This window comes from Pseudoxanthomonas mexicana, assembly GCF_014397415.1.
Taxonomy (GTDB): Bacteria; Pseudomonadota; Gammaproteobacteria; order Xanthomonadales; family Xanthomonadaceae; genus Pseudoxanthomonas_A; species Pseudoxanthomonas_A mexicana.
Genome location: NZ_CP060731.1, coordinates 176,618 through 196,781 on the forward strand (window position 1 = coordinate 176,618; position 20,164 = coordinate 196,781).

General features: G+C 55.9%; 25 protein-coding genes. 2 read left to right on the forward strand and 23 right to left on the reverse strand.

The annotated features are described in order from the left end of the window. Window positions 1–36: 36 nt before the first annotated feature. Window positions 37–558, reverse strand: a complete 522-nt coding sequence (locus IAE60_RS00910) for a hypothetical protein (protein WP_187573508.1) — start codon at window positions 556–558, stop codon at window positions 37–39. Beyond that, entirely contained in the window at window positions 555–1,490 is a 936-nt protein-coding gene (locus IAE60_RS00915) for a hypothetical protein (protein ID WP_187573509.1), read from the reverse strand. The genes IAE60_RS00910 and IAE60_RS00915 overlap by 4 nt, the downstream gene beginning before the upstream one ends. Window positions 1,491–2,024: 534 nt before the next feature. Here IAE60_RS00915 and IAE60_RS18945 point away from each other — a divergent pair. Further along, window positions 2,025–2,306: a BPSL0761 family protein gene (locus IAE60_RS18945; RefSeq protein WP_338052599.1), complete on the forward strand. Its 282-nt coding sequence runs from the start codon at window positions 2,025–2,027 to the stop codon at window positions 2,304–2,306. Between the two features lie 254 nt (window positions 2,307–2,560). On the opposite strand, the gene IAE60_RS00920 is transcribed toward IAE60_RS18945, so the two are convergent. The 20 genes from IAE60_RS00920 to IAE60_RS01010 all read right to left on the reverse strand — a co-directional run bounded on the left by IAE60_RS00920 (window position 2,561) and on the right by IAE60_RS01010 (window position 18,152). Then, entirely contained in the window at window positions 2,561–2,779 is a 219-nt protein-coding gene (locus IAE60_RS00920) for a hypothetical protein (protein ID WP_187573510.1), read from the reverse strand. Between the two features lie 528 nt (window positions 2,780–3,307). Next, window positions 3,308–3,706 (reverse strand): hypothetical protein, encoded by a 399-nt coding sequence (locus IAE60_RS00925; RefSeq protein ID WP_187573511.1) that lies wholly within the window; start codon window positions 3,704–3,706, stop codon window positions 3,308–3,310. Further along, entirely contained in the window at window positions 3,699–4,319 is a 621-nt protein-coding gene (locus IAE60_RS00930; RefSeq protein ID WP_187573512.1) for a Shedu anti-phage system protein SduA domain-containing protein, read from the reverse strand. The genes IAE60_RS00925 and IAE60_RS00930 overlap by 8 nt, the downstream gene beginning before the upstream one ends. A gap of 54 nt (window positions 4,320–4,373) precedes the next feature. Beyond that, entirely contained in the window at window positions 4,374–4,832 is a 459-nt protein-coding gene (locus IAE60_RS18975) for a DUF6389 family protein (protein WP_222937177.1), read from the reverse strand. 57 nt (window positions 4,833–4,889) lie between these two features. Beyond that, the gene (locus tag IAE60_RS00935; RefSeq protein ID WP_187573513.1) at window positions 4,890–5,216 is read right to left on the reverse strand and encodes a hypothetical protein; all 327 of its coding nucleotides are present in this window, start codon (window positions 5,214–5,216) and stop codon (window positions 4,890–4,892) included. 58 nt (window positions 5,217–5,274) lie between these two features. Next, a complete protein-coding gene (locus IAE60_RS00940; RefSeq protein ID WP_187573514.1) occupies window positions 5,275–5,697 on the reverse strand; it encodes a DUF7832 domain-containing protein in 423 nt (140 codons plus the stop codon). A 340-nt stretch (window positions 5,698–6,037) separates the two neighbouring features. Continuing rightward, the gene (locus IAE60_RS00945; RefSeq protein WP_187573515.1) at window positions 6,038–6,511 is read right to left on the reverse strand and encodes an NMCC_0638 family (lipo)protein; all 474 of its coding nucleotides are present in this window, start codon (window positions 6,509–6,511) and stop codon (window positions 6,038–6,040) included. A gap of 516 nt (window positions 6,512–7,027) precedes the next feature. Further along, on the reverse strand, window positions 7,028–7,309 hold the full coding sequence (locus tag IAE60_RS00950; protein WP_187573516.1) for a hypothetical protein: 282 nt from the start codon (window positions 7,307–7,309) through the stop codon (window positions 7,028–7,030). A 102-nt stretch (window positions 7,310–7,411) separates the two neighbouring features. Continuing rightward, window positions 7,412–7,846 (reverse strand): hypothetical protein, encoded by a 435-nt coding sequence (locus tag IAE60_RS00955; protein WP_187573517.1) that lies wholly within the window; start codon window positions 7,844–7,846, stop codon window positions 7,412–7,414. A gap of 57 nt (window positions 7,847–7,903) precedes the next feature. Beyond that, a complete protein-coding gene (locus IAE60_RS00960; RefSeq protein WP_187573518.1) occupies window positions 7,904–8,419 on the reverse strand; it encodes a DUF2199 domain-containing protein in 516 nt (171 codons plus the stop codon). A 463-nt stretch (window positions 8,420–8,882) separates the two neighbouring features. Beyond that, window positions 8,883–9,158: a hypothetical protein gene (locus IAE60_RS00965; RefSeq protein WP_187573519.1), complete on the reverse strand. Its 276-nt coding sequence runs from the start codon at window positions 9,156–9,158 to the stop codon at window positions 8,883–8,885. Between the two features lie 148 nt (window positions 9,159–9,306). Further along, window positions 9,307–9,717, reverse strand: a complete 411-nt coding sequence (locus IAE60_RS00970) for a DUF6228 family protein (RefSeq protein WP_187573520.1) — start codon at window positions 9,715–9,717, stop codon at window positions 9,307–9,309. Between the two features lie 69 nt (window positions 9,718–9,786). Further along, entirely contained in the window at window positions 9,787–10,158 is a 372-nt protein-coding gene (locus tag IAE60_RS00975; protein WP_187573521.1) for a hypothetical protein, read from the reverse strand. A gap of 1,317 nt (window positions 10,159–11,475) precedes the next feature. After that, window positions 11,476–11,778: a hypothetical protein gene (locus IAE60_RS00980; protein WP_187573522.1), complete on the reverse strand. Its 303-nt coding sequence runs from the start codon at window positions 11,776–11,778 to the stop codon at window positions 11,476–11,478. Window positions 11,779–11,867: 89 nt separating this feature from the next. Next, window positions 11,868–12,260 carry a hypothetical protein gene (locus IAE60_RS00985; RefSeq protein ID WP_187573523.1) on the reverse strand — a complete coding sequence of 131 codons (393 nt, stop codon included), beginning with the start codon at window positions 12,258–12,260 and terminating at the stop codon, window positions 11,868–11,870. A gap of 917 nt (window positions 12,261–13,177) precedes the next feature. Next, window positions 13,178–13,546 carry a hypothetical protein gene (locus IAE60_RS18685; protein WP_244966621.1) on the reverse strand — a complete coding sequence of 123 codons (369 nt, stop codon included), beginning with the start codon at window positions 13,544–13,546 and terminating at the stop codon, window positions 13,178–13,180. A gap of 1,153 nt (window positions 13,547–14,699) precedes the next feature. Further along, window positions 14,700–15,233, reverse strand: a complete 534-nt coding sequence (locus IAE60_RS00995; protein WP_187573525.1) for a hypothetical protein — start codon at window positions 15,231–15,233, stop codon at window positions 14,700–14,702. A gap of 416 nt (window positions 15,234–15,649) precedes the next feature. Continuing rightward, window positions 15,650–15,886, reverse strand: coding sequence for a hypothetical protein (locus IAE60_RS01000; protein WP_187573526.1), 237 nt, complete (start codon window positions 15,884–15,886; stop codon window positions 15,650–15,652). 979 nt (window positions 15,887–16,865) lie between these two features. Further along, window positions 16,866–17,228, reverse strand: coding sequence for a hypothetical protein (locus IAE60_RS01005; protein ID WP_187573527.1), 363 nt, complete (start codon window positions 17,226–17,228; stop codon window positions 16,866–16,868). A gap of 423 nt (window positions 17,229–17,651) precedes the next feature. Continuing rightward, the gene (locus IAE60_RS01010; RefSeq protein ID WP_185894508.1) at window positions 17,652–18,152 is read right to left on the reverse strand and encodes a hypothetical protein; all 501 of its coding nucleotides are present in this window, start codon (window positions 18,150–18,152) and stop codon (window positions 17,652–17,654) included. A gap of 629 nt (window positions 18,153–18,781) precedes the next feature. Here IAE60_RS01010 and IAE60_RS01015 point away from each other — a divergent pair. Then, complete coding sequence (locus IAE60_RS01015) at window positions 18,782–19,732, forward strand: integron integrase (RefSeq protein WP_187573528.1); 951 nt, start codon at window positions 18,782–18,784, stop codon at window positions 19,730–19,732. A gap of 108 nt (window positions 19,733–19,840) precedes the next feature. On the opposite strand, the gene IAE60_RS01020 is transcribed toward IAE60_RS01015, so the two are convergent. Then, on the reverse strand, window positions 19,841–20,155 hold the full coding sequence (locus tag IAE60_RS01020) for a hypothetical protein (RefSeq protein WP_187573529.1): 315 nt from the start codon (window positions 20,153–20,155) through the stop codon (window positions 19,841–19,843). Between the last annotated feature and the right edge of the window lie 9 nt (window positions 20,156–20,164).

Here is a 20,164-nt window from a genome sequence, read left to right on the forward strand (position 1 = left end):
TTGCCTTGTAGTTTCGACGGGTAGCGCCCGCTCTTTTCAACTCGTTCTACGCGCATGCTTGGAGCCGTGTCTTCTTCTCGTTCTTGCTCCCTTCATAGCACCTTCGTCTAGCGACTTTGCGGCAGAAGAATCGCCACTGGCGATGGACGCCATCAACGACTCACCGATAGACACGAGTGCCATCATTGAGAAGAAGAAAAAAGGAGCCGGCAGAAGAGGTGATGCGACACCAAACACGCCAATCACTATCAGCAAGAAAAGACTTAGAACCAACGTGAATGCCGAGCGAAACAGGGAGGTCATCAGGACTTTGTATCGCCCTGCATCCTCGATATTCGAGGGCTTCGCGCCTGATTCCAGTGAGGTTACGTACCGGGGATAGATGATTGCGATCCATATCCCAAAGACCGTAACGACCACTCCAGCCGCACCAATCAAACCGCCCAGCACCTCAATAACCTTAATCTCACCGCGCGCCAAATGAGCTAACGCAGCGCCAACTAGCGCTATCGCCATAACGCTAGAGCGAAATGCAACGAAATGCCATCGACCGTTCACAACGCTTCATTCAGTAGTCGCTGTAGGTGACCCGCGCCTAGTATGTTTGCAAGGCTCTCGGGATCGACCATTCCCCCTTCCGTGCGCGCGACATCCAAGACTGACTTCTCTCTCGCGTAGCTCCCGCTCAGCCAATGGATTTTACTGGCTTGCTTTGCCATCACGAACCCAACATCACTCCAAGCATCATCAACCTCGCCAGGCGCGCATTCGGCGATGATCTGCTCAAGCTTTTCGGGCGTGAGCCGCACCTTGAAGTCATACTCGAAATTAATCCCCGCACTCTGACGGTTGTTGGGGGTGAGGCCGAGGATTCCGTACGCGGATTCGTACATGGGCCTGTGCTCGGGTAGCTTGGGATAGATGATCGCGCGCCTAATCACCTTTCTTATGTTGGTGACTTGGCGCCTAAGCCAATCTGTATCACCGCCCCGTCGCACCAGCTGATACCGGAAGAGCGGCAAGAATGCCGAGTCAGCATCCCACTTCGCCATGTCTTCGCAGTACCCAAGCAACTTGGTGTCATCGTCTTCGTCCCACACACAGAAGTCGGAAGACTCTTGCATAAAACCGAGGATGTACCGTCTAAACGGCTGACTGCCGTTCAATCTATGTTCGAATCGCAGATTGAGAATCAGCCCACGCTCGGGCATCACCACAAAGTAAGCCGGGTATCCGGGACTAGCTTGCGGATCTATGTCTACGTTTGATACATCCGCTTCGCCTATAGCGGAATCTACACTCAACAGCTGGATCGAATCGTCCTTTGAGTCCGATTCATTCCACATGGCTAGCAAATAAGCCTGCTCACCTGGTATCCGACGAGCGTCGAAGCAATAGGCTCGAAGAAATGGGTCGTCAGGCTTAGGCTCGTAAGTGCACGACTCTCCGACCGTAGCTAGCTTGCCGATCCACTGGAGAAGATTCTCCATAACTGCAGCCGCATCACCAAACTCTTCGCCAGTTGCTTCGTCAAAGAATCGGCAATCTGCAATCTTGTTGTGGGTTAGGCCAAAAGGCGCTAGTGATCAGCACCGTGGCTCAGGCTTTAGACCGATATGGTTGACGTGCCGGTCTAGCGAAAGACAGGCATAAGGCGCTAGTTCCTGAAGCGCGAATAGTCATATGGCGCTAGTTCCGTCGCGCGCCCTAGCTAAGGCATTAAAATCAACGATTTGCATGCTGGCCGACTTGCTCTAGGTTCCATCTTCGCTCAAGGTCGCGCACCTGGCTGCAGGTCACCCGCGCGCAGGGTCTGACGTACGCCTCGCGATGCTGCGGGACCTCTGCGGCTACCTGCTGGGAGCGAAGCCGACCAAATACCCCGCTCCCCGTCTGAGCCACTGCTCCGGTAAGCCAGTAGTACGTGGCGAAAGTGGACATCCGATCGGAACACGGTCCGATTCGTCGCAGCATGTGCGACCGGCAAGGGGAATCCTCATGTGCACCGCCGCTCCAGGACTACCATGACAACCCCAACCGAAAGAACCAGAGCTTTGCTTTGGGCTGGCAGCTTGCTTGTCGATCTTAGCGAGGATGAAACTCTACCGTTGCCACTAAGGCGACGAGCGGTGACGATCGCAAGACATTTCCCGACAATTGAGGATGTCTCTTGGATAACTGAGTCCTTGAGAGAGTCAGTCCTCAGCATTCAAATGGCATCGCCGGAACAGGTTCTTACCGAAGAGAGCGACTTGGACTTCGCTCCTTTACGCCATTCCACAAGGCTCAGGTGGCCTGATGAGTAGCCGCGTCAGCCGCGAGATCTACTCCTGATTTCGCGCCACCACACTGTGATGACCGCACAGATTAGGCGGCGCTTTCTATCCATTAGGGGACAAGTGTCCGCCTGCCCTACTCCACCACCGCGGCACTTTTCACCGCCGCGCATCGATGCGATGTCCGCTTCCGGCCAGAAGCGGACATCGCCCAACACCAGAATTAAGCCGACCCGCGAAGCGGGTTCGGCTTGAATGAATTGTTAGGCGGCACCGCCAGCAGCCTAGCCGCCATAGCGGTCTACCAGAGAGGATTTTGCTGCTACCAGTCGATCACCGTAGTCAGAAGAGAACGGAGTGATCAGTTGCTTCTCCAAGCTGGCGAGAACCACCCCCAAGGCATGCTTCTCCGCTGTGTCCATGACTGGCTCGAGCTTTCCAGACGAAAGCAGCTCAAACAGCACCAGAGCTTCGTCGTCTGACAGTTGAACTTGAGTCGCCATAGTTCTCTCTTGCCGCCTAACACCTGAATTAAGCCGACCCGCGAAGCGGGTTCGGCTTGAATGAATTGTTAGGCGGCACTCGCGTGTTAGTCATAGATAAAACTCCCGAACTTGAACACGATGGATTCACCACGGAAGACGCCAAAAAAATTGGCGGCGTTCCTGGGGCAATAGACGTGACGCACGTGATCTCCCGGCCCAGTGAGTGCAATTGCCTCGGTCCATTCGGGTGAGGCTGCCAGATCAGGAGCGCCAAGCCTACGGGCAAAGTCCAGTGTCCCATCGCGGCTTAGTCGGACGGAAACCTCACAGCCGGCAAGTCCAATCTCTCGAGAAAACTTCCTTGGCTCCAGCTCAGGTCTGGCTGATTGATGAGCGCAGCCGCCAGTGAGCAGCGAACTGAAGAGGGCCAGTCTGAACAGTCGAGATTCAAGTCCTGAAGTGCGGAAGGTCATGCTGTGCCGCCTAACACCTGAGTTAAGCCGACCCGCGAAGCGGGTTCGGCTTGAATGATTTGTTAGGTGCCACCTAGAGGATATCGATGGGACCGTATCCGTACTTAAAATGGAACTGTCCGCCAGGGGAAACCTTGAAGAAGAACTGGCTCCATGGATGTCCTGCATCCGTTGCGGCTAAGCGCATCCTGACGAGAATCTGCATGGCGTCGTCATAGATATCAAATCCTGGGTCCAGCGCCTTGGCATCTCCCGAACGATCCATGTACGAGAAATCGGCGGTACCATGGTCATCTGCCAGCTTGCCGTGGATTTGAGCGGACGCCCAAGAGGTCGGCAATAGTGCTTCCAAGCAAGCCCATAGCGCCTGAACGTCTTTCGGGTCGATCGCTGGAATTGTCTGCATGGCACCTAACACCTTGAGTTTAGCCGACCCGCGAAGCGGCTTCGGCTTGAATGAATTGTTAGACATGTGCGATTCGAACGAAATCGCGGCCTTGGTAGGCAACACAATGTACGAGCCCAGACCCCAGGTTTGGGGGTAGTGTTTTCTGATTCGCCTCTGCGATTCCATCGTAGCTGTAGATCGAGACTTGGCTAGCGCATTGATCTTTGATGCCAGCCCACCGCTCACGTCTGCGCTGATTCGCTTCAGTCTCACCCCGCCGTCCAAATATGAGCGTCCCGCGGGCGATAGGGTTATAGAGTGTGTCGTAATTCCCAACTCGCAAAGGCTCGATCTGCTGCATGAGAGTTTGTGAATTTTGATGCACCCATTGCATCCAGTCACGTACTTGCTGCAGCGCTTGATTGAACTCTTTCGTGAACTCATCATTCTGAGTAAAAATATTTTTTTTAGGTGATTCGATTTCTACTAGGTGCATGTAGGTCCGGCCGGACATGGGCTGCACATAAGCAAAGTCAGGAATGTAATCCGCGCCAAGCTTGAATTTCCTTATTACTACGTTGCCAAGGAGGTAAATCGAGCCAGTCAGTCCTTCTGGAAATTTCTCAAAGAAATTCTGGACGTCAGGCTCATCCGCACCGCCGTTAACAACATCAAGAAGTGTCATTTGATTGGTCATGTCTAACACCTGAGTTAAGCCGCGCCGCGAAGCGGCGTCGGCTTGGACGAATTGTTAGGCCCCATGGCTGGGAAGCCTGACCGCCCCAATAGACCCGTACCCATCCATTGAAGCGACGGAGACGGGCACTGAAACCTCCACGACGCCCAGGGACGACCACCGCGACTCAAACCACTGGATAGCACAGTCGGCCAAGGCGTCGGAGACCGAAAAGGCGTCTTCCCCGGGAGACATTACAGGCAGCGGCGGCTCGAATCCGGTAGCGGTCATGACAGTACCAAATAGCTCAGCTGTTTCCGCAATTGACCGATTGAGAACATACAGATCGGGGCCCGCGAGGTGGACACGTGCTGTTAGGAACCCCTCGCCGTCTTGGTCAACGTGGACCCCAATGATCACTTCTTTCGCCTTGGCGGGCAGAGTCTGTAGCGTGATCTGGAGCCGACTAGCGATCTGATCGATGCGCGAATCGAGAACAGCTCTTACTTCACGACAATAGTGTTCTTCATCCATGGCGCCTAACACCAGAATTAAGCCGACCCGCGAAGCGGGTTCGGCTTGAATGAATTGTTAGGCCCCGACATGGTGCCGGAGACCTTTGTCAGCGGGCCAGGCCTGCCAATCGCCGCTCGGTGTGGTCTCACCGTAAGCTGATGCGGTGCGGTCATAGCCGAAGCAGTAGCCTTGAAGGTCATCCCCCAGCAGAACGATATCAGTGCGGCTGAAGGTGGCGCCGTAAACGTCTTGGGGCGCAACGGGGCCGCTGTAGATCATACGACCACTAACAGCCTCGCCCCAGCCGACATCACGAAGGTAAGCGAAGTACTCCGATGGGAGCGTCGGGTGTGCGGCCGAAAGCGCTGCAAGCTTTGTGTCCGACAACTTGGTTGTGTCCATCGGGGCCTAACACCTGAATTAAGCCGACCCGCGAAGCGGGTTCGGCTTGAATGAATTGTTAGCCCTCACTCGCTGACCAGCGGGCAAGGCGCTCGTCCAAACGCGGCCGCAATGTATCAAAGCTCGCCCAAACATCCGGCACATGATATGGGGAGGCTAGACTGCTGCCCAGCATCTCCTCGTAGTCCGCTAGGTACTGCCCGTCCTCGTAGTAGGCGACGGCGAACTTATTGCCACGATCGCTAAGGTCCTCGTCTGTGAGCTTGCCGTCGCAAACTTTGAGGAAGAACGACCCAGGTGTGGTCGTGCGATTGCAGAGCTCGTTAACTAGCTCAGGCTCCTCCACCGTGAACAATTCACCACCCAGTCCGACTAGCACCGCCCAAGCAAGGAATATGCCCGTATGGGTCGCACCAGCCGAGTCTGGTAGATCAGATGGAAAATTGCCGCCGTAGTGCCATGAGGCATCGTCATATTTCATGAGGGCTAACACCTGAATTAAGCCGAGCCGCGAAGCGGCTTCGGCTTGAATGAATTGTTAGGGTCCACCCGCGGCCCCATGGCTAACCGTCCTCCTCAATGCGAACGCCAAGTGCAAGGAGCCTTTGAATGGCTCTCCCAGCCAGGGCGTCATCGTCAATTGGGAGATAGAAGTCTCGACCCTCGGGGCTTGTATAGCAAAGGCAATAGGCACCGGACGCTCGGCTGATGAAGTATTGACGCAACTCAACACCTTGCCCGAACAGGTATTGGTCGACCCGCTCATTGGTCCATTGCTCTTTTCGGCGATCGGAAGTCATGTGTGGGGCCTAACGCCAGAGTTAAGGCGTGCCGCGAAGCGGCATCGCCTTGAACGAGTTGTTAGCCTTGCCGACCAGTGACATTGAGACCATTGCCTGAGCGGTGGCGTCAGGGCTGTCGGAGGTAGTAAGGACAAACAATAGCTCATCTTTGTCTTCTGGCCGCGACCATGAGTAGGCCGCCGTCCGGGTGTGCGGGTCTTGAGGACCAAGTGTGGCTGCGTCCTGCGCCACTGCCACCAGCGGCTCCGGGGCCGTACCAACTAACGCCGAAAAACCGACATGAGCCTCATCAGCGTTGGCGCGCTGAGCGAAAACTGCGCACACCGTGTCCTCTCGGAGCGCGACAACATATGCGGTAGAAGGCGCTATGACGAACCACGCCTTGCCTGGGTTGCCGCCAAGAAAGAACTCCGCTTTCTCGGGAGGCGCCTCCGGAGCGCCTGTGTCGCTCATTGCCTTCCGCAGAGCATCTTGTGCGTAGAAGTGCTTCATGCATGTGCCGGCGAAAAGGTCGCCGATGCTGTCAGGCGGCGGAGACGCCACAGCAAAGGCCGGAAGTAGTGCCGTGGTGGCTAGAAGCTTGCGCATACTCTGTCTCGGAAGGCTAACACCTGAGTTAAGCCGACCCGCGAAGCGGGTTCGGCTTGAATGAATTGTTAGGCGCTCGGCCCGGACTGGGTCGTGTGCGCCTGTAGCTTGGTAAAAATGGAGTGCAACTCGCGGGCGTACTTGAACTGCCGGAAGAGCCTGTGAGCGTGGAGCGCCAGAAGACCAGCAAAAGCAGCACCAACAAAGACGGGGTGGCCCGTGACCCAGCCACCAATAGCAAGCGCCAACGGGACGATCAGCTCTACGAACCACGTAGGGAAGCGAGCCTTGGAGCTTGGAGGCATCGCCGCGAAAAGTGCGACGACGCGCTGTTCTTCTTGAGATAGCTGCACTGCTTCCTCCGACGCCTAACACCAGAGTTAAGCCGACCCGCGAAGCGGGTTCGGCTTGAATGAATTGTTAGGCACCAAGCCCGCCAAGCAGATGCGCGGGCACTGGGCCACGGTAGAAGGTGCTACCAACAGGCACCGCGCGCCAGCCAGTAAATGCGCCTAGCGTGATGTGCTCAAGCGTTGCGACGCAGCCAAGGATGGTGTCGGGCTCGTCCTCACACCAAACGAAGATCGCCATGCCATCTTTTGCCGGTATTGCAGCGAGGGCATCTTTGTCCAGGGCATAGATGCTCTCGTCGCCACCAGCGGCCCAGCCGCAGGCATTGAAGTCGCCCCAAACGAAGGGCATTTGCCGATTTGGTAGATGACCTTCCATTGGTGCCTAACACCTGAATTAAGCCGGCCCACAGCAGGGCGGCGACTGAGTGCAAATATAGCCGAAGGCGCGCACTTAGGCGCCGCCCTGATGTGGGCTCGGCTTGAATGAATTGTTAGGCCCCAGCGACGCGACCCAATCAGCATAGAAGCTCTTTTGATTGGCCACAGAGGCCGGTGTTACGTCCGGGCCAGAATCAAAGATGTGTACACGAGTCTCCGCCGATCTACCAAAAGTCAAAACGTACGCAACTGTGCCCGAAGCCATTTGCCGCGACATGCGGGAGGGGTAGACGTTGAGACTTGCACCGTAGCAAAAGGGAATAAGCGAGTCCGCCTCCAACAGGTGTCGGATGCCGCAGAATGCATCAAAAAAATCATCAGCAGATGCATCAATGCGCTTGCCACGGAATAAGAATGATAAACAGCATTCGTCACCCCGACGATCGGGCGTAAGAATGCCGGATTCGTCGTCGCCGCCGCCGATTAGATAGATCTGGTGCTCTTTCATGGGGCCTAACACCTGAGTTAAGCCGACCCGCGAAGCGGGTTCGGCTTGAATGAATTGTTAGCTGCGTCCATGCATAGCCTCTTCTGCGATCTTCTGAGCTTCTTGAGCGCTCATGCCATGATGATAGTGGACGGCTAGTGGATGGTCGCTTGGTTGTAACTCAAGATATGGTCTCGCATTGCCATTCCTGGGCCGCACATTTGTCTTTAGATTGATTGTGTCAGGGTAGTACGGAAGGCGATTGCTGAACCAGCCAAAGTAGCTGTCTGATTCATCATGCTCACCCCAGGTTGACGTGTACTTGTCAAAGCTCTCTTTGCTAAGTGAAACCCAGACGCCCCATAGGAACGGCTCCTCAGCTCCATGGATGGGAAGCTCCAAAACAACCCGCGCAAAGTAGTCAGTGCCCTCGGGGTGGTCGATCTTGCAAAGGTCGTCGTTGATCTGCGCGATTGATTGCTTGTCATGCTCTGACAAGTGATCAAAGGGCATTGGGGTCTTGTAACCGAAGCTGGGCGAGCCCTCATGCAGCTCTCCGCAGCATGAGCAGGTGAATGCAAAGATCGCGGCCATGTCTGTTAGCAGCTAACACCAGAATTAAGCCGACCCGCGAAGCGGGTTCGGCTTGAATGAATTGTTAGGGCCCAACCGCGACCCATGGAAGAGCTGACCGCTTTAGGCCTACGAGAAAAAGCACAGTTGATAGCGATGGCTCGATACTAGCGGAGCTATCAAGCCGAACGGTATAGCCGAATGGCGGCGGACTAGCTTTGTAACGGATGAGCTCAACGTAATTGCCATCAGAGAGCTGGAATCCAGTTGCGAGCCAGTCACCAAGTCCACACTCGGTGCCCTCAAGAAGGTCTCCGAACACCTCGGTCACACCCAGATCGTCTAGAGGAAGTACGGCCACATCTCGGTAATCACCGCTAGGCCAGGATGTGCCAGGAGCAACTTTCACGAGTGTGGACACAGGATTGGGCCCTAACGCCAGAATTAAGCCGACCCGCGAAGCGGGTTCGGCTTGAATGAATTGTTAGGCCTCTCCGCCGGGAAGGCCCGCCACCACAAGCTTAAGCCTTGAGACCGCCTCTGTGGAGCCGAAGCGGCCGGCCGCGCGATAGCTCTCTTTTGCCGCGTCCGCGTCCGAGCAGGCCTTGGCAAGAATGGTCGCCGCCACTGTCTGATGGAGCGCGACGCGCGCAGCGTACTTGGCCAGCAAGATCTGACCTGCCTGATCCGACTCGTGGCCATCTAAGGCGAACGACCAATAGAAGTTGTCGTACTCAGCGCAGAAGTCAGCAAACGACATGTGTCCTGCAGCGCACTCACGCACAAGATGATCAGAGCGATCCAATGCCGCAAGGAGATCAATCTCTGTCGGGTACGAGTTCATATCTTGAGAGGCCTAACGCCTGAATTAAGCCGACCTGCGAAGCGGGTTCGGCTTGAATGAATTGTTAGGTGCCAGCCACGACACCGAAGAAACGACCAGAGGCTGCGGCAATCTTTGGGAGCTGACCAAGCTCGCTGGTGAGGTCGCTCGACAGCTGCCATTCTTCAGGAACGCCAAATAGCCCGTGGATTGAAATAGAGAATGTCACCACCCCTAGAGCCGAGCAACGGGCGGAAATGGAGAGATCGCCCTCAAGCGACGTGCATTGCTCGATGTCAGGCCAAGGACGCTCATAGGAAGCGAGTCGCAAGAAGAACTGAGTGAACTCGGATGAGCCGAGAGGACAGTAGATCTCTCGGACTGCATAAATCCCAGCACCTCGAAGCTCCACTGAGAATACGTATTCGCCGATGCCAAAGAACCGGAGTTCCTTGTCATTTGATGTGGACTTGATGGAGAACGAGGAGTCTTCCATGGCACCTAACACCTGAATTAAGCCGACCCGCGAAGCGGGTTCGGCTTGAATGAATTGTTAGGTGCCGCCTCACGACGTTGCACAGAACGCCTCCCAGACATCGTCAACGATCCGTTGAAGATCAGCCACGTCAGTTGCGATAGCAACAGGATCTGGCAAGTGCACGTCATAGAATCCGCGGCTGTACTGTGTATCTGATTGGAGCCTAGCGACCGTCTCCTGGCACTTGAGCTTGGAGGGCTGGTCCAGCGCAATCCAGAATCCGATGCCAGACGGATCAATGCTTGAGAAGCTAGAAAACTTGTCTGATCTTTCTATCGTGGCCATCAAATAGCGCGGAGAAACTCCGGGTCTTTTGAGTCCAGATACCTTCCTTACCCCATGCAGCCCAGCCTCTGACGAGGCAAGCACTACAACATCTATGGGCAGCGGCATGCTCATGCGGCACCTAACGCCTGAGTTAAGCCGACCCGCGAAGCGGGTTCGGCTTGAATGAATTGTTAGGTGCCAGTCGATCGCTTGTAATCAAGCGAAGTACAAAGCACCCACCCTTCAACTCCATTAGCTGTGCGAACGTAGCATGCCCAATAGTCTTTGCCATAAGTATCGTGTAGAACGTTGACATTAGCGCCGCGACTCAACGTTACGAGAGGAATTGGAGCCGGGCGATTGATTGAGCCCTCATATGCGGCCATCTCCTCGGAGCCGAAAACACTGGCCTGCTCGATCGCGCGTGATGAAACGCCGTTGGAGCAGCCGGCGAGAGTGGCGACCAAGCAAGCAGCCGTTGCTTTTATGACCTCGCGATTAGCTTGCATGGCACCTAACACCGGAATTAAGCCGACCCGCGAAGCGGGTTCGGCTTGAATGAATTGTTAGGCCTACTGGCTGTGGAGTTGGACACAGTAGTCGTAGACCGTCCAGTACGTGATGGTGATTGTATCCCCGCCAGCATCATCTTCTTCGCTGCTTTGTTGTTCCGGGTTTGCGACACAGAAGACGCCTCCAGGCTTGAGCAGCCCAATGTATGAGCGCTCCTCTTGCCACTGCGGGTCTACGACAAAGTGTCCCGCCTCTGAGTAGTCATAGGAGCCAGAACGCTTGCGATAGGCAAATGAGCCCGCGGCATCACTTTGCTCCGTCTTGTAGAGCCATCCCTCAGGGAGCTGACTTGAAGCAAGGCGAAGCTGTGCGTCAAGCCGTTGCTTTTCATGTCCTGCCCAGGTGCTATCTCCGAAGGATGGCGCTTGCACGCTCGCGCAGCCGACCAGACCAAGTAGCAGTAGAACTGACAGTGGCTTCTGAACTTTCACAGTAGGCCTAACACCTGAATTAAGCCGACCCGCGAAGCGGGTTCGGCTTGAATGAATTGTTAGGCGTCACGTCAGTGAGCCTTGGCCCTTGCGGGATGATCGAAAGGAACTATTGATGTGGGGACGTCTGATATTGGAAGGAACGGCATACTTAAAGCCCTATCTACTAGCTCGCCATCTGAAAGAGGATCAAGGCACTCCACGATAAGCCAACGTGCGCCCGGTGGATCAGGGCATCCGGCGCAGAAATCAATCAGGATATTGTCAAGCTCATCCCGCGATAGTTCGTTTTCTTCTGGCTGCGTCAACAATTGCAGAAGCCTAAGCAACTCTTCTCTTTGTCTTGCTCTCATTCATCACCTGCGAGAGTGTTGGGGTGACGCCTAACGCCTGAATTAAGCCGAGCCGCGAAGCGGCTTCGGCTTGAATGAATTGTTAGGCCACATTAGCCCGCACAGTACTGCTCTGTGTTCGGGAGCTCGCCGCCCAGCCAGCACTTGCGGATCTTGTAGCTAGCACGGTTGAAAGCGCTGAGGCTCTCATCGCCAGGCATTGGGTGCACTAGCTCAGTGGCGCCCGTTTGCTTGTCTATCTGAAAGGTGCCGGTGACGTGTCCGAGCTGTTCGAGACGCTTGGTGCCGATCCGCCGGTATTCCGTGCAGATGAACTCATAGCAGCATGCCCGGTCTGTCTCGGACTGCTTCCGGATGCCGATGTAATGCCGGTCTAGATAGTCTTCTGACTGCATGGATGTGTCCGAATGTGGCCTAACACCGGAATTAAGCCGACCCGCGAAGCGGGTTCGGCTTGAATGAATTGTTAGATGCCACCCACATATCACGCAAGTGCATCCAGAAAGCTACGGACTGCGGCCATGTCCTTGTCGGACTCAGCCTTGCGACGTAGCAACGGTGCCAGATGGTACTCAATCAGCCGCCTGTCCTCCGCGCTTGGCGGTACAAAGTCGCGAATCACACTGATTAGGCTTGTGACAGACATAAATGACGCAAACGCCTCATACCCTCGGGCGCTCGCGAATGGAATCTTAGAGAAGTAGTACTTGGCTAGCCGGATTTGATCCCGCTTTTCCCAGGATCTGTGAGGAATGACCAGCAGCGCCTCGCCCCATTGGACGTCACTGATGGGGTAGTGCTCCATCAACCAATCTGCCGCCTCCGAAGATTGCAACTCACGAAGATGGCCACAGATTTGCCTTTGCTTTTCGTCCATTGGCCTCGGTACCGTCCTATGGCATCTAACACCTGAATTAAGCCGACCCGCGAAGCGGGTTCGGCTTGAATGAACTGTTAGCGCCCGCCAACGGAAACACCGAACATCCGAGTGACAGGGCCGGTAACTAGCGCTCCGATGATTGAACACGGTGTGCCCCACAGAAGGACCGCGACATAGATCATTGATGCGCCACCGCCGGCATATGGGCGGACGCAATCAGTGTAATAGGCAAATACAAGCCACGGTGCAAACAGGAGGCACGCCCCTATCGCTCTCAATGGATTTGCCGTGGCAAGTGAAATGATTGCTGGGAGCAGTGGAACCATCAGAAAGACGCCCAAGACCGCCAGGAAAGCGAGAAAGCCATGGTCATAGCAAGCGAAGCTATTGAACGCTTGAATGCCAACGACGCCGAGGATGGCGGCGATTCCGAAAAGTATGGCTCGGTTCCGACCAATCACCATAGGGCGCTAACACCAGAATTAAGCCGACCCGCAAAGCGGGTTCGGCTTGAATGAATTGTTAGGCTGCACCCAGCACCTCTGACCATACCGCAGGCGCGAGGGCCAGCACGAGAACGATAGTAGGTCCGACTGCCGCAGCGAGCCACAGGGAAATGCGCTTATGCCGATAGACCGCAACCGCAGCCAGCATGCTCCCCAAGATGACCGCTCCCCAGAAAGTTGAATTGCCTCGGGCAAGCGGGACGTCGGGAAATACAAGGCGAACCGTAAGGTAGAGGATCAAAGGCGGCACTACTAGTCCGGAAGCAAACGCCGTGAACGAATGGCCGAAGCGCCAAGCTCGAGGGACACCTGAGGGCGTCGCTTGTGGAGGCTGGTACGGATTGCTCATGTGCAGCCTAACACCAGAATTAAGCCGACCCGCGAAGCGGGTTCGGCTTGAATGAATTGTTAGGCCCCAAGACGGATCGCTGAATCAGGATCGGGGATGCTCAAGACCTTGGCCAATGCTAACGCATTGGGACGAATCCAATCCGGAGAATCCTTGTCAAAGGGCGCGGGGAACCCGCTGAGGTTGTAGAGGGTCTTGGCACAAACCTCCTCAAAGCAGTACTGGGTATTGCTCAGGCGGTCACCGGCCCGCTCCGCGGCCAAAGTCTTGGAACGAATCCTTTGAAACAACTCGTGTCCCTCAGACCACTGACTTGGCTCGGCAGCCATCGTATCGAGAGCCAGTAAGGTCTGGCGGTCATTGCAAAGAGGGAGGAACAGCCAAACGAGCCGTTGGATTTCTGCTGCAGTTTGCGTTGCTGTCGCCATTGGGGCCTAACACCAGAATTAAGCCGACCCGCGAAGCGGGTTCGGCTTGAATGAGTTGTTAGCGCTCAAAGTTGATCGCAACGCCGTAATCTCTGGGAAGTCCAGCCCCAAACTCGCGCTGCCATGCGCGAAGTACTGCACGAACCGTGCGTGATGCGGCCCAGCGATGCGATAGCTCGATGGTACGGCAATCGCCGGAGTGACCCACGAGGTGGTAAATGCGACTAGTGACATGGGCATCGAAGTACTCTGGATCTGCGACGAACCTTAGCTCGGACCACGAAGGTTCAAAGCCGAATGTCGCGACTGCCCATTGTGCGAGGGCCTGACGAGTACGTATTCGCAAGCAATTCAGTTTTGGCTTCATGCCGCGAGGTCCTGGTTGAGCGCTAACGCCTGAATTAAGCCGACCCGCGAAGCGGGTTCGGCTTGAATGAATTGTTAGGCCCCGGCACGTGCAACCGGAGCCTCTTTGCCATGATAAGCAGAGTATGCCAATAGTACGTCTGCGGGATCGAGTGGAGCACCGCTGGCCAAGCGGCTGAGAATTGGCTCAAGCCATGTCCTAACTAAGTCATAGTGCTCGGGCCAATCGCCGAGAAGCTCACCAGCAGATATGCGCGCAGCGTGCGTGTGGTAACCAACACCGGACCAAACCCAGAATGGCCGCGTAGGGTCGTCAGGAGCAAAGTCCACTCCGATGAACTCGGAACCCGATGCTGTGCGCTCTTTTGCAATCTCGTGGCTGAGTTTGGTCATGGGGCCTAACACCTGAATTAAGCCGACCCGCGAAGCGGGTTCGGCTTGAATGAATTGTTAGGCGGCGTCCCGGGCAAGCCATGCGCTGATGGGACCAAAGGCCGCCTCAAATGTGGGTACCACCTGCTCTGAGATGAAGTCATCGTCCGGGTATCCATACCAGTACTCAATTACTAAAGCCTTGTCTCTGCGTCGGAAGTCAACGGAATGAGACTTCTTGGCACCGAGCGCAAAGAGCAAAGGGGTGGCGCCATCATGTCTGATATAGGCATGGAAGTCGTTTGCCAAGAGCCTATCAGCAATGTCTCTCAGACTAGCCTCGTCGCTATTCTCCATAGCCGCCTAACACCTGAATTAAGCCGACCCGCGAAGCGGGTTCGGCTTGAATGAATTGTTAGGCCGCGGCCGTTTTACTGGCCACGACCACCTCTAGTGCGATCTCGGCTTGCTCTACCCGCCCGTCAGGCTGTGGTTTACAATCATCGAGGGCGTAGATGATCTCAACGAAGTTTCCGGGCACAAAATAACCACGATCTTTCTGGTCGTTGATGTAGATGCCAATGGTTTCGCTTGAGCCATCCGGCCGTTCGACGGTTACGGTATTCACAGGGCCGCTGTTGTCTTGCCCGGCGCGATAGACGCGGGAGATAACGCCAGCAACACGCCTTGTGGGCATCCTTCCTGAGTTGACAGCTTGCCACCAAGAAGCGGTTGCGAATAAGCCGTACTTGCCAGCCAAGCCCATGTAGGGGCGGGAGTGGTCTTTAGTCAGCGCGTGAGTTTGCGCAAGCTGCTCTGGATCGTGATCTAGCTTCTCGGAGAGCCAATAAACGCGCTTGGCACCCTGTGGCAGGTGGGAGCAGAGCGAGACTTGCACCGACGCCCGCGTCGATCTTCTGCCTGAGATCAGTTGTAACAGACGCTTCATGCGCTCATCCGCGGCCTAACACCTGAATTAAGCCGACCCGCGAAGCGGGTTCGGCTTGAATGAATTGTTAGGCGGCGTCCCGGGCAAGCCATGCGCTGATGGGACCAAAGGCCGCCTCAAATGTGGGTACCACCTGCTCTGAGATGAAGTCATCGTCCGGGTATCCATACCAGTACTCAATTACTAAAGCCTTGTCTCTGCGTCGGAAGTCAACGGAATGAGACTTCTTGGCACCGAGCGCAAAGAGCAAAGGGGTGGCGCCATCATGTCTGATATAGGCATGGAAGTCGTTTGCCAAGAGCCTATCAGCAATGTCTCTCAGACTAGCCTCGTCGCTACTCTCCATAGCCGCCTAACACCAGAATTAAGCCGACCCGCGAAGCGGGTTCGGCTTGAATGAGCTGTTAGGCCTCAAGCTACACCGCAGACTTGCGCGCGACAAGCCAGACGCCGAGCGCCAGCAAAGCTGCACCAGCAGAGACATGAAGCAAAAGCTGGGTGAGTGAGGACGGCGGGCCAAAGGGACTGGAGTCGTTGGCGAGTTGCGCGCCTTGAGGGTCAGCAATGGCCAGTAGGCCGAAGGTGACGATGCCTAGGCCGAGCGCGGAGGCCGCATAGCCAATTGCTCTAGTTGCTCTAGCGACGAATCCCATGATGCTCGCTCTTGAGGCCTAACACCTGAGTTAAGCCGACCCGCGAAGCGGGTTCGGCTTGAATGAATTGTTAGCTGCCATCGCTGCTTGCCGGAATGAGGACCGCTTTGCGTCGCAGCATGAGCGCGGAGGCGACCTGGGCAATGCCTACGATTGCGGCGAATGCTATGACAGCACCAAGCGTGCCCATTGGGATGCGCTGTGTCCCCAACATTGTCATGGCAATTCTAAGAGCAAGTCCAACGACGGCGAGGCTAGCGACCATCGCTGCCACGGACCATGCCTGAGACCTACCGGAGAACTCCGAAACTCCAGAACACAAACTACAAACGAACTTATGGCGGACCAGCCTAAACCCCGGCAGGAAGCGGAAGAGCCCCGAGCTCGGGGTCTTGCCGCAGTGAGGACACATGAAGCTAGGCATGGCAGCTAATGCCTGAATTAAGCCGAGCCGCGAAGCGGCTTCGGCTTGAATGAATTGTTAGCGCTCTCACGCGTACTAACGCATTGTGGGCAGGCGAACCAATCGTACCTGCGAGATACTAACGGGATTACCCGGGCCGGGTGCTAAGCGACTATCCAACTGAAGTATAGGACCGGCCACGCCGACCATGACGCCGCCCACTAATCGAGCGTCACGAATGGAGAGCAGCGTGTAGCCTCGACCCACGTAACGCTTTGTTGATCCGTTGGGTGGTGTTTGAAACCCTCCATCTAGCCGAGCATGTATGGCTGGTTTGCCGGCCAAAACCGCGCAGAAATCTTCCGATGCTTCTAACAACGACCGTTGATCATCGCTGGATACATACTCAAGGCTCAACTGCGAAAGTGGCTCGCAAGGCAGGCTTTTCGCAGTCTCGATCTCATGCCTAGTGCAGCCGGCGAGAGTAATAGCACACAAAACCGCAGCAATTCTTGCCATGAGCGCTAACACCGGAATTAAGCCGACCCGCGAAGCGGGTTCGGCTTGAATGAATTGTTAGATCTGTGGCCTGCGAGCCAGAAGATCCGCTATTTGTGGGCGAGTGTACTTTGCTACTGGATCGGTATCAGGTGGATCGGAAGCGGCGACATACTCTCCGTCGTCAAATGCCAAGAACACATCCTTTGCGAAGCCGGAGAGTTCGAATGAAGACTCAGCCCACAAGAAGTTGGCCACGGCATCTGCGTCCTCATAGCTAAGGCCGCCAGAGGCGAACCCGCTGGCGATGTAAGTAGCGACTAAGTCGTAGACCTGCGCGCGACTGAACCCTGACAAGCTACATAGGTCATCAATGTCATCACTAGCGACGTACCCCGCTCGAATGCTCTTTAAGATCAGCTTGTCGAGATGCTGTTCCACGGGTCTAACACCTGAGTTAAGCCGACCCGCGAAGCGGGTTCGGCTTGAACGAACTGTTATGCGCGCCAAGGTAAGCCCGAAGTCGACTGCCCGCAACGGTCACGCGATACCCGGGAACACGGAGAAACGGCCCGTCAGCACGGAGCAGGTCGAGGCCAGCAAGGACCGAAGCCGGGAGCGCCGCAAATCTGTAAGCCATGAAGCCATCCTTTGCCGAGCGGCGCGAATGCCATGTATCCGAAGCCGAGTGGAGCGAAGCCGGGAAACGTCAGTGAATCCGACGTGTCAGCGACCGATCAACGCCGAAGCCAGTATGGGAGCAGAAGTTGCAGCATCACCGAAGCCAACAACACCAACACACCCACCCACGCATAACACCAGAATTAAGCCGACCCGCGAAGCGGGTTCGGCTTGAATGATTTGTTAGGCATTGCTGCCTAGGATGCCAGCTCGATCGCTTAGCCAGCCGGTAGGTAACTCTTCTCGTCGAATGAACCCATCGATATCTTGCTTGGCAGCGGGGGAAGCCTCTGAAAGAAGATGGTTAAAGACTCGGATTGTTGACTCATCTTTCGTGCCGTACCCATTGGCGATTGAGCCAACGAGATCTCCGGCCCGATCCGGCAGGTCCTCGATTAGTCGGGGAAGCTCGTTGATGAGGGCCGTGCAGTACGAAACTTCACCAAACCGCCACGCGGCTCGGTCGGCTATTTGGTAAGCACCGTAGTCATTCTCTGCCTGTAACGATTCAAACACTGCGAGAACATACTCAAATCCTTCCGATCCCTTAAGTGCATCGAGCATCTCAACGTAGCGATTGTAGCGAGCTTGTCTTTCGCCCCATTCAATCGAGTCATCTCCATCCTGCACGATGTTACCTACGTGCAGGAGCTCCGCTCTCCATTCTTCAAAGCTCGCGGTCATAGTTGATGCAATGCCTAACGCCTGAATTAAGCCGCGCCGCGAAGCGGCGTCGGCTTGAATGAATTGTTAGGCCGCATCTCAGTCAACGCACTCACTGACCGCGACCACGTTAGCAAGATGATCAACGCAGTTGCGAACCTTGAACTCTGATTGGTCAGTTGAGCAGTGACCCGAAGCCGTGCAATACCCCTGACACTGCGAGCTGTCACTGCAAGGAGAGCCACCGTCCGAGGACGGCCAGACGCACTCTAAACGGAAGTTCGTGCGTTGAATGATCTCTCCGCCTTTAGCGGGACAGATGCGCTCTTGCCGTGCATTCATGGCCTGCCAGTCATACGTCGAGCATCCAGCCAGAAAGACTACCAATAGCGAGAAAGCTCTCATGCGGCCTAACTACCTAATAGCCGGATCCCTGGGTCCGGTTATACGACTTATCCACAGCGCACCGTATGGTGGGCTATCCCCTTGATACGGCTCGATCTTAGGGCGGCTGGGTCCGGCTAACAAGCCGACGTATAACCGGACCCACAGAAGTCCTCGCCGAGGGTACTCTGCCCTCGTTTGACCCCCAACCGGAGCGACCCTCATGGGGTGAACTTACCTGCACCACCCCACCTCCTTTGCGGCTCATGGACCAAGTGTCCGTGGTGTGCCGCCGCCGGCATCTAAGTCGCCGAACCGAGCAGGCATACCGGTTCTGGATTCGCAGGTACATCCATTTCCATAGCCGCCAACATCCACGTGTCGTGGGACCACCCGGCATCGTCGCCTTCATCAACCACCTAGCCAGCGTGGGGGCAGTGTCGGCCTCCACTCAGTCTCAAGCCCTCAACGCGCTTCTGTTCCTCTACCGGGATGTCCTTGAGGTGGACACTGGTCACCTGAGCGGACTCAGGCGGATTCAGCGCCAGGATCGCCTGCCGGTCGTGCTGAGCGTGGATGAGGTTGCCTCCATCCTCGCGCAGATGGAGGGCATAACTGCCCTGATCGCACACCTGCTCTATGGGTCTGGGTTGCGGGTGACTGAGTGCATGACACTCAGGGTCAAGGATGTAGACATGGGCGCGGGCCTGATACACGTCAGGGCGGGGAAAGGCGGCAAGGACCGAACCACGTTGCTGCCTCGCCAACTGGAGCGTCTGCTGCAGCGACAACTATTGAGGGTTGCCGGCTTACACAAGCAGGACCTCGCGCGAGGCGCAGGATTCGCTCCACTGCCAAAGGCCTTGGAGCGCAAGTATTCCAGCGCCAGCCAGAGTTTGGCCTGGCAGTACCTGTTCCCATCTCGCGTCGTACGGACCTGCCCAAAGACCGGACGCCGCCTTCGCTGGCATGCCTCCGAGTCCGGCGTACAGGTGGCCTTCAAGGCAGCACTGCATCAAGCCGGTATTGCTAGGCATGCGTCAGTCCACACGCTACGGCATTCGTTTGCCACTCACTTGCTGGCGGCAGGCACAGACATTCGGACGATCCAACTACTCCTGGGGCATCGCAACCTGAAGACCACCATGATCTACACCCATGTGGAGCAGGCGATCCGGACAACCGTCAGCCCACTCGACCGACTGCACGCCCGATGAGCACCGTTGGCGGACATCGCTTCGATGTCCGCTTTGGGTCGGGAGCTGACATCGGCCATACGCTCGATGACAGAGCCTCGGCGCCGCAAACTGAGGCGCCGCAGCCCTCTAACTTAGGTTGTAGTGAAACTCCGAATAGTATTCTCCGGCGCCAACTGGTATCTCGGCGAGAATTGTGCTGATCTTCGATGGAATTAGCGCAACCATACGCCTTGCCTCTTCATCCGCACCTGAGGCAATCAAGGATGTGATGATCCCTCGATGGTAGTAAGGATCCAACTTCTCACGGAGGATCTTCCCAGCCCGCTCCGAGCTACCTGCCACGCAGATGCAGGAAGTAACTCCTTCACCTGTCGCTAGGTAGTTCATATAACCGATGTAAAGGCCCTTCTCGAATATTGATGAAGCATCATCGTTTTTCATATCTCAGCC

Coding starts and splice junctions, on each gene's coding strand:
- IAE60_RS00915 (WP_187573509.1), bottom strand. CDS start 1,490: ATGGAGAATCTTCTCCAGTGGATCGGCAAGCTAGCTACGGTCGGAGAG.
- IAE60_RS18945 (WP_338052599.1), top strand. CDS start 2,025: ATGACAACCCCAACCGAAAGAACCAGAGCTTTGCTTTGGGCTGGCAGC.
- IAE60_RS00920 (WP_187573510.1), bottom strand. CDS start 2,779: ATGGCGACTCAAGTTCAACTGTCAGACGACGAAGCTCTGGTGCTGTTT.
- IAE60_RS00925 (WP_187573511.1), bottom strand. CDS start 3,706: ATGTCTAACAATTCATTCAAGCCGAAGCCGCTTCGCGGGTCGGCTAAA.
- IAE60_RS00930 (WP_187573512.1), bottom strand. CDS start 4,319: ATGACCAATCAAATGACACTTCTTGATGTTGTTAACGGCGGTGCGGAT.
- IAE60_RS18975 (WP_222937177.1), bottom strand. CDS start 4,832: ATGGATGAAGAACACTATTGTCGTGAAGTAAGAGCTGTTCTCGATTCG.
- IAE60_RS00935 (WP_187573513.1), bottom strand. CDS start 5,216: ATGGACACAACCAAGTTGTCGGACACAAAGCTTGCAGCGCTTTCGGCC.
- IAE60_RS00940 (WP_187573514.1), bottom strand. CDS start 5,697: ATGAAATATGACGATGCCTCATGGCACTACGGCGGCAATTTTCCATCT.
- IAE60_RS00945 (WP_187573515.1), bottom strand. CDS start 6,511: ATGAAGCACTTCTACGCACAAGATGCTCTGCGGAAGGCAATGAGCGAC.
- IAE60_RS00950 (WP_187573516.1), bottom strand. CDS start 7,309: ATGCCCTTCGTTTGGGGCGACTTCAATGCCTGCGGCTGGGCCGCTGGT.
- IAE60_RS00955 (WP_187573517.1), bottom strand. CDS start 7,846: ATGAAAGAGCACCAGATCTATCTAATCGGCGGCGGCGACGACGAATCC.
- IAE60_RS00960 (WP_187573518.1), bottom strand. CDS start 8,419: ATGGCCGCGATCTTTGCATTCACCTGCTCATGCTGCGGAGAGCTGCAT.
- IAE60_RS00965 (WP_187573519.1), bottom strand. CDS start 9,158: ATGTCGTTTGCTGACTTCTGCGCTGAGTACGACAACTTCTATTGGTCG.
- IAE60_RS00970 (WP_187573520.1), bottom strand. CDS start 9,717: ATGGAAGACTCCTCGTTCTCCATCAAGTCCACATCAAATGACAAGGAA.
- IAE60_RS00975 (WP_187573521.1), bottom strand. CDS start 10,158: ATGAGCATGCCGCTGCCCATAGATGTTGTAGTGCTTGCCTCGTCAGAG.
- IAE60_RS00980 (WP_187573522.1), bottom strand. CDS start 11,778: ATGCAGTCAGAAGACTATCTAGACCGGCATTACATCGGCATCCGGAAG.
- IAE60_RS00985 (WP_187573523.1), bottom strand. CDS start 12,260: ATGGACGAAAAGCAAAGGCAAATCTGTGGCCATCTTCGTGAGTTGCAA.
- IAE60_RS18685 (WP_244966621.1), bottom strand. CDS start 13,546: ATGGCGACAGCAACGCAAACTGCAGCAGAAATCCAACGGCTCGTTTGG.
- IAE60_RS00995 (WP_187573525.1), bottom strand. CDS start 15,233: ATGAAGCGTCTGTTACAACTGATCTCAGGCAGAAGATCGACGCGGGCG.
- IAE60_RS01000 (WP_187573526.1), bottom strand. CDS start 15,886: ATGGGATTCGTCGCTAGAGCAACTAGAGCAATTGGCTATGCGGCCTCC.
- IAE60_RS01010 (WP_185894508.1), bottom strand. CDS start 18,152: ATGACCGCGAGCTTTGAAGAATGGAGAGCGGAGCTCCTGCACGTAGGT.
- IAE60_RS01015 (WP_187573528.1), top strand. CDS start 18,782: ATGGACCAAGTGTCCGTGGTGTGCCGCCGCCGGCATCTAAGTCGCCGA.
- IAE60_RS01020 (WP_187573529.1), bottom strand. CDS start 20,155: ATGAAAAACGATGATGCTTCATCAATATTCGAGAAGGGCCTTTACATC.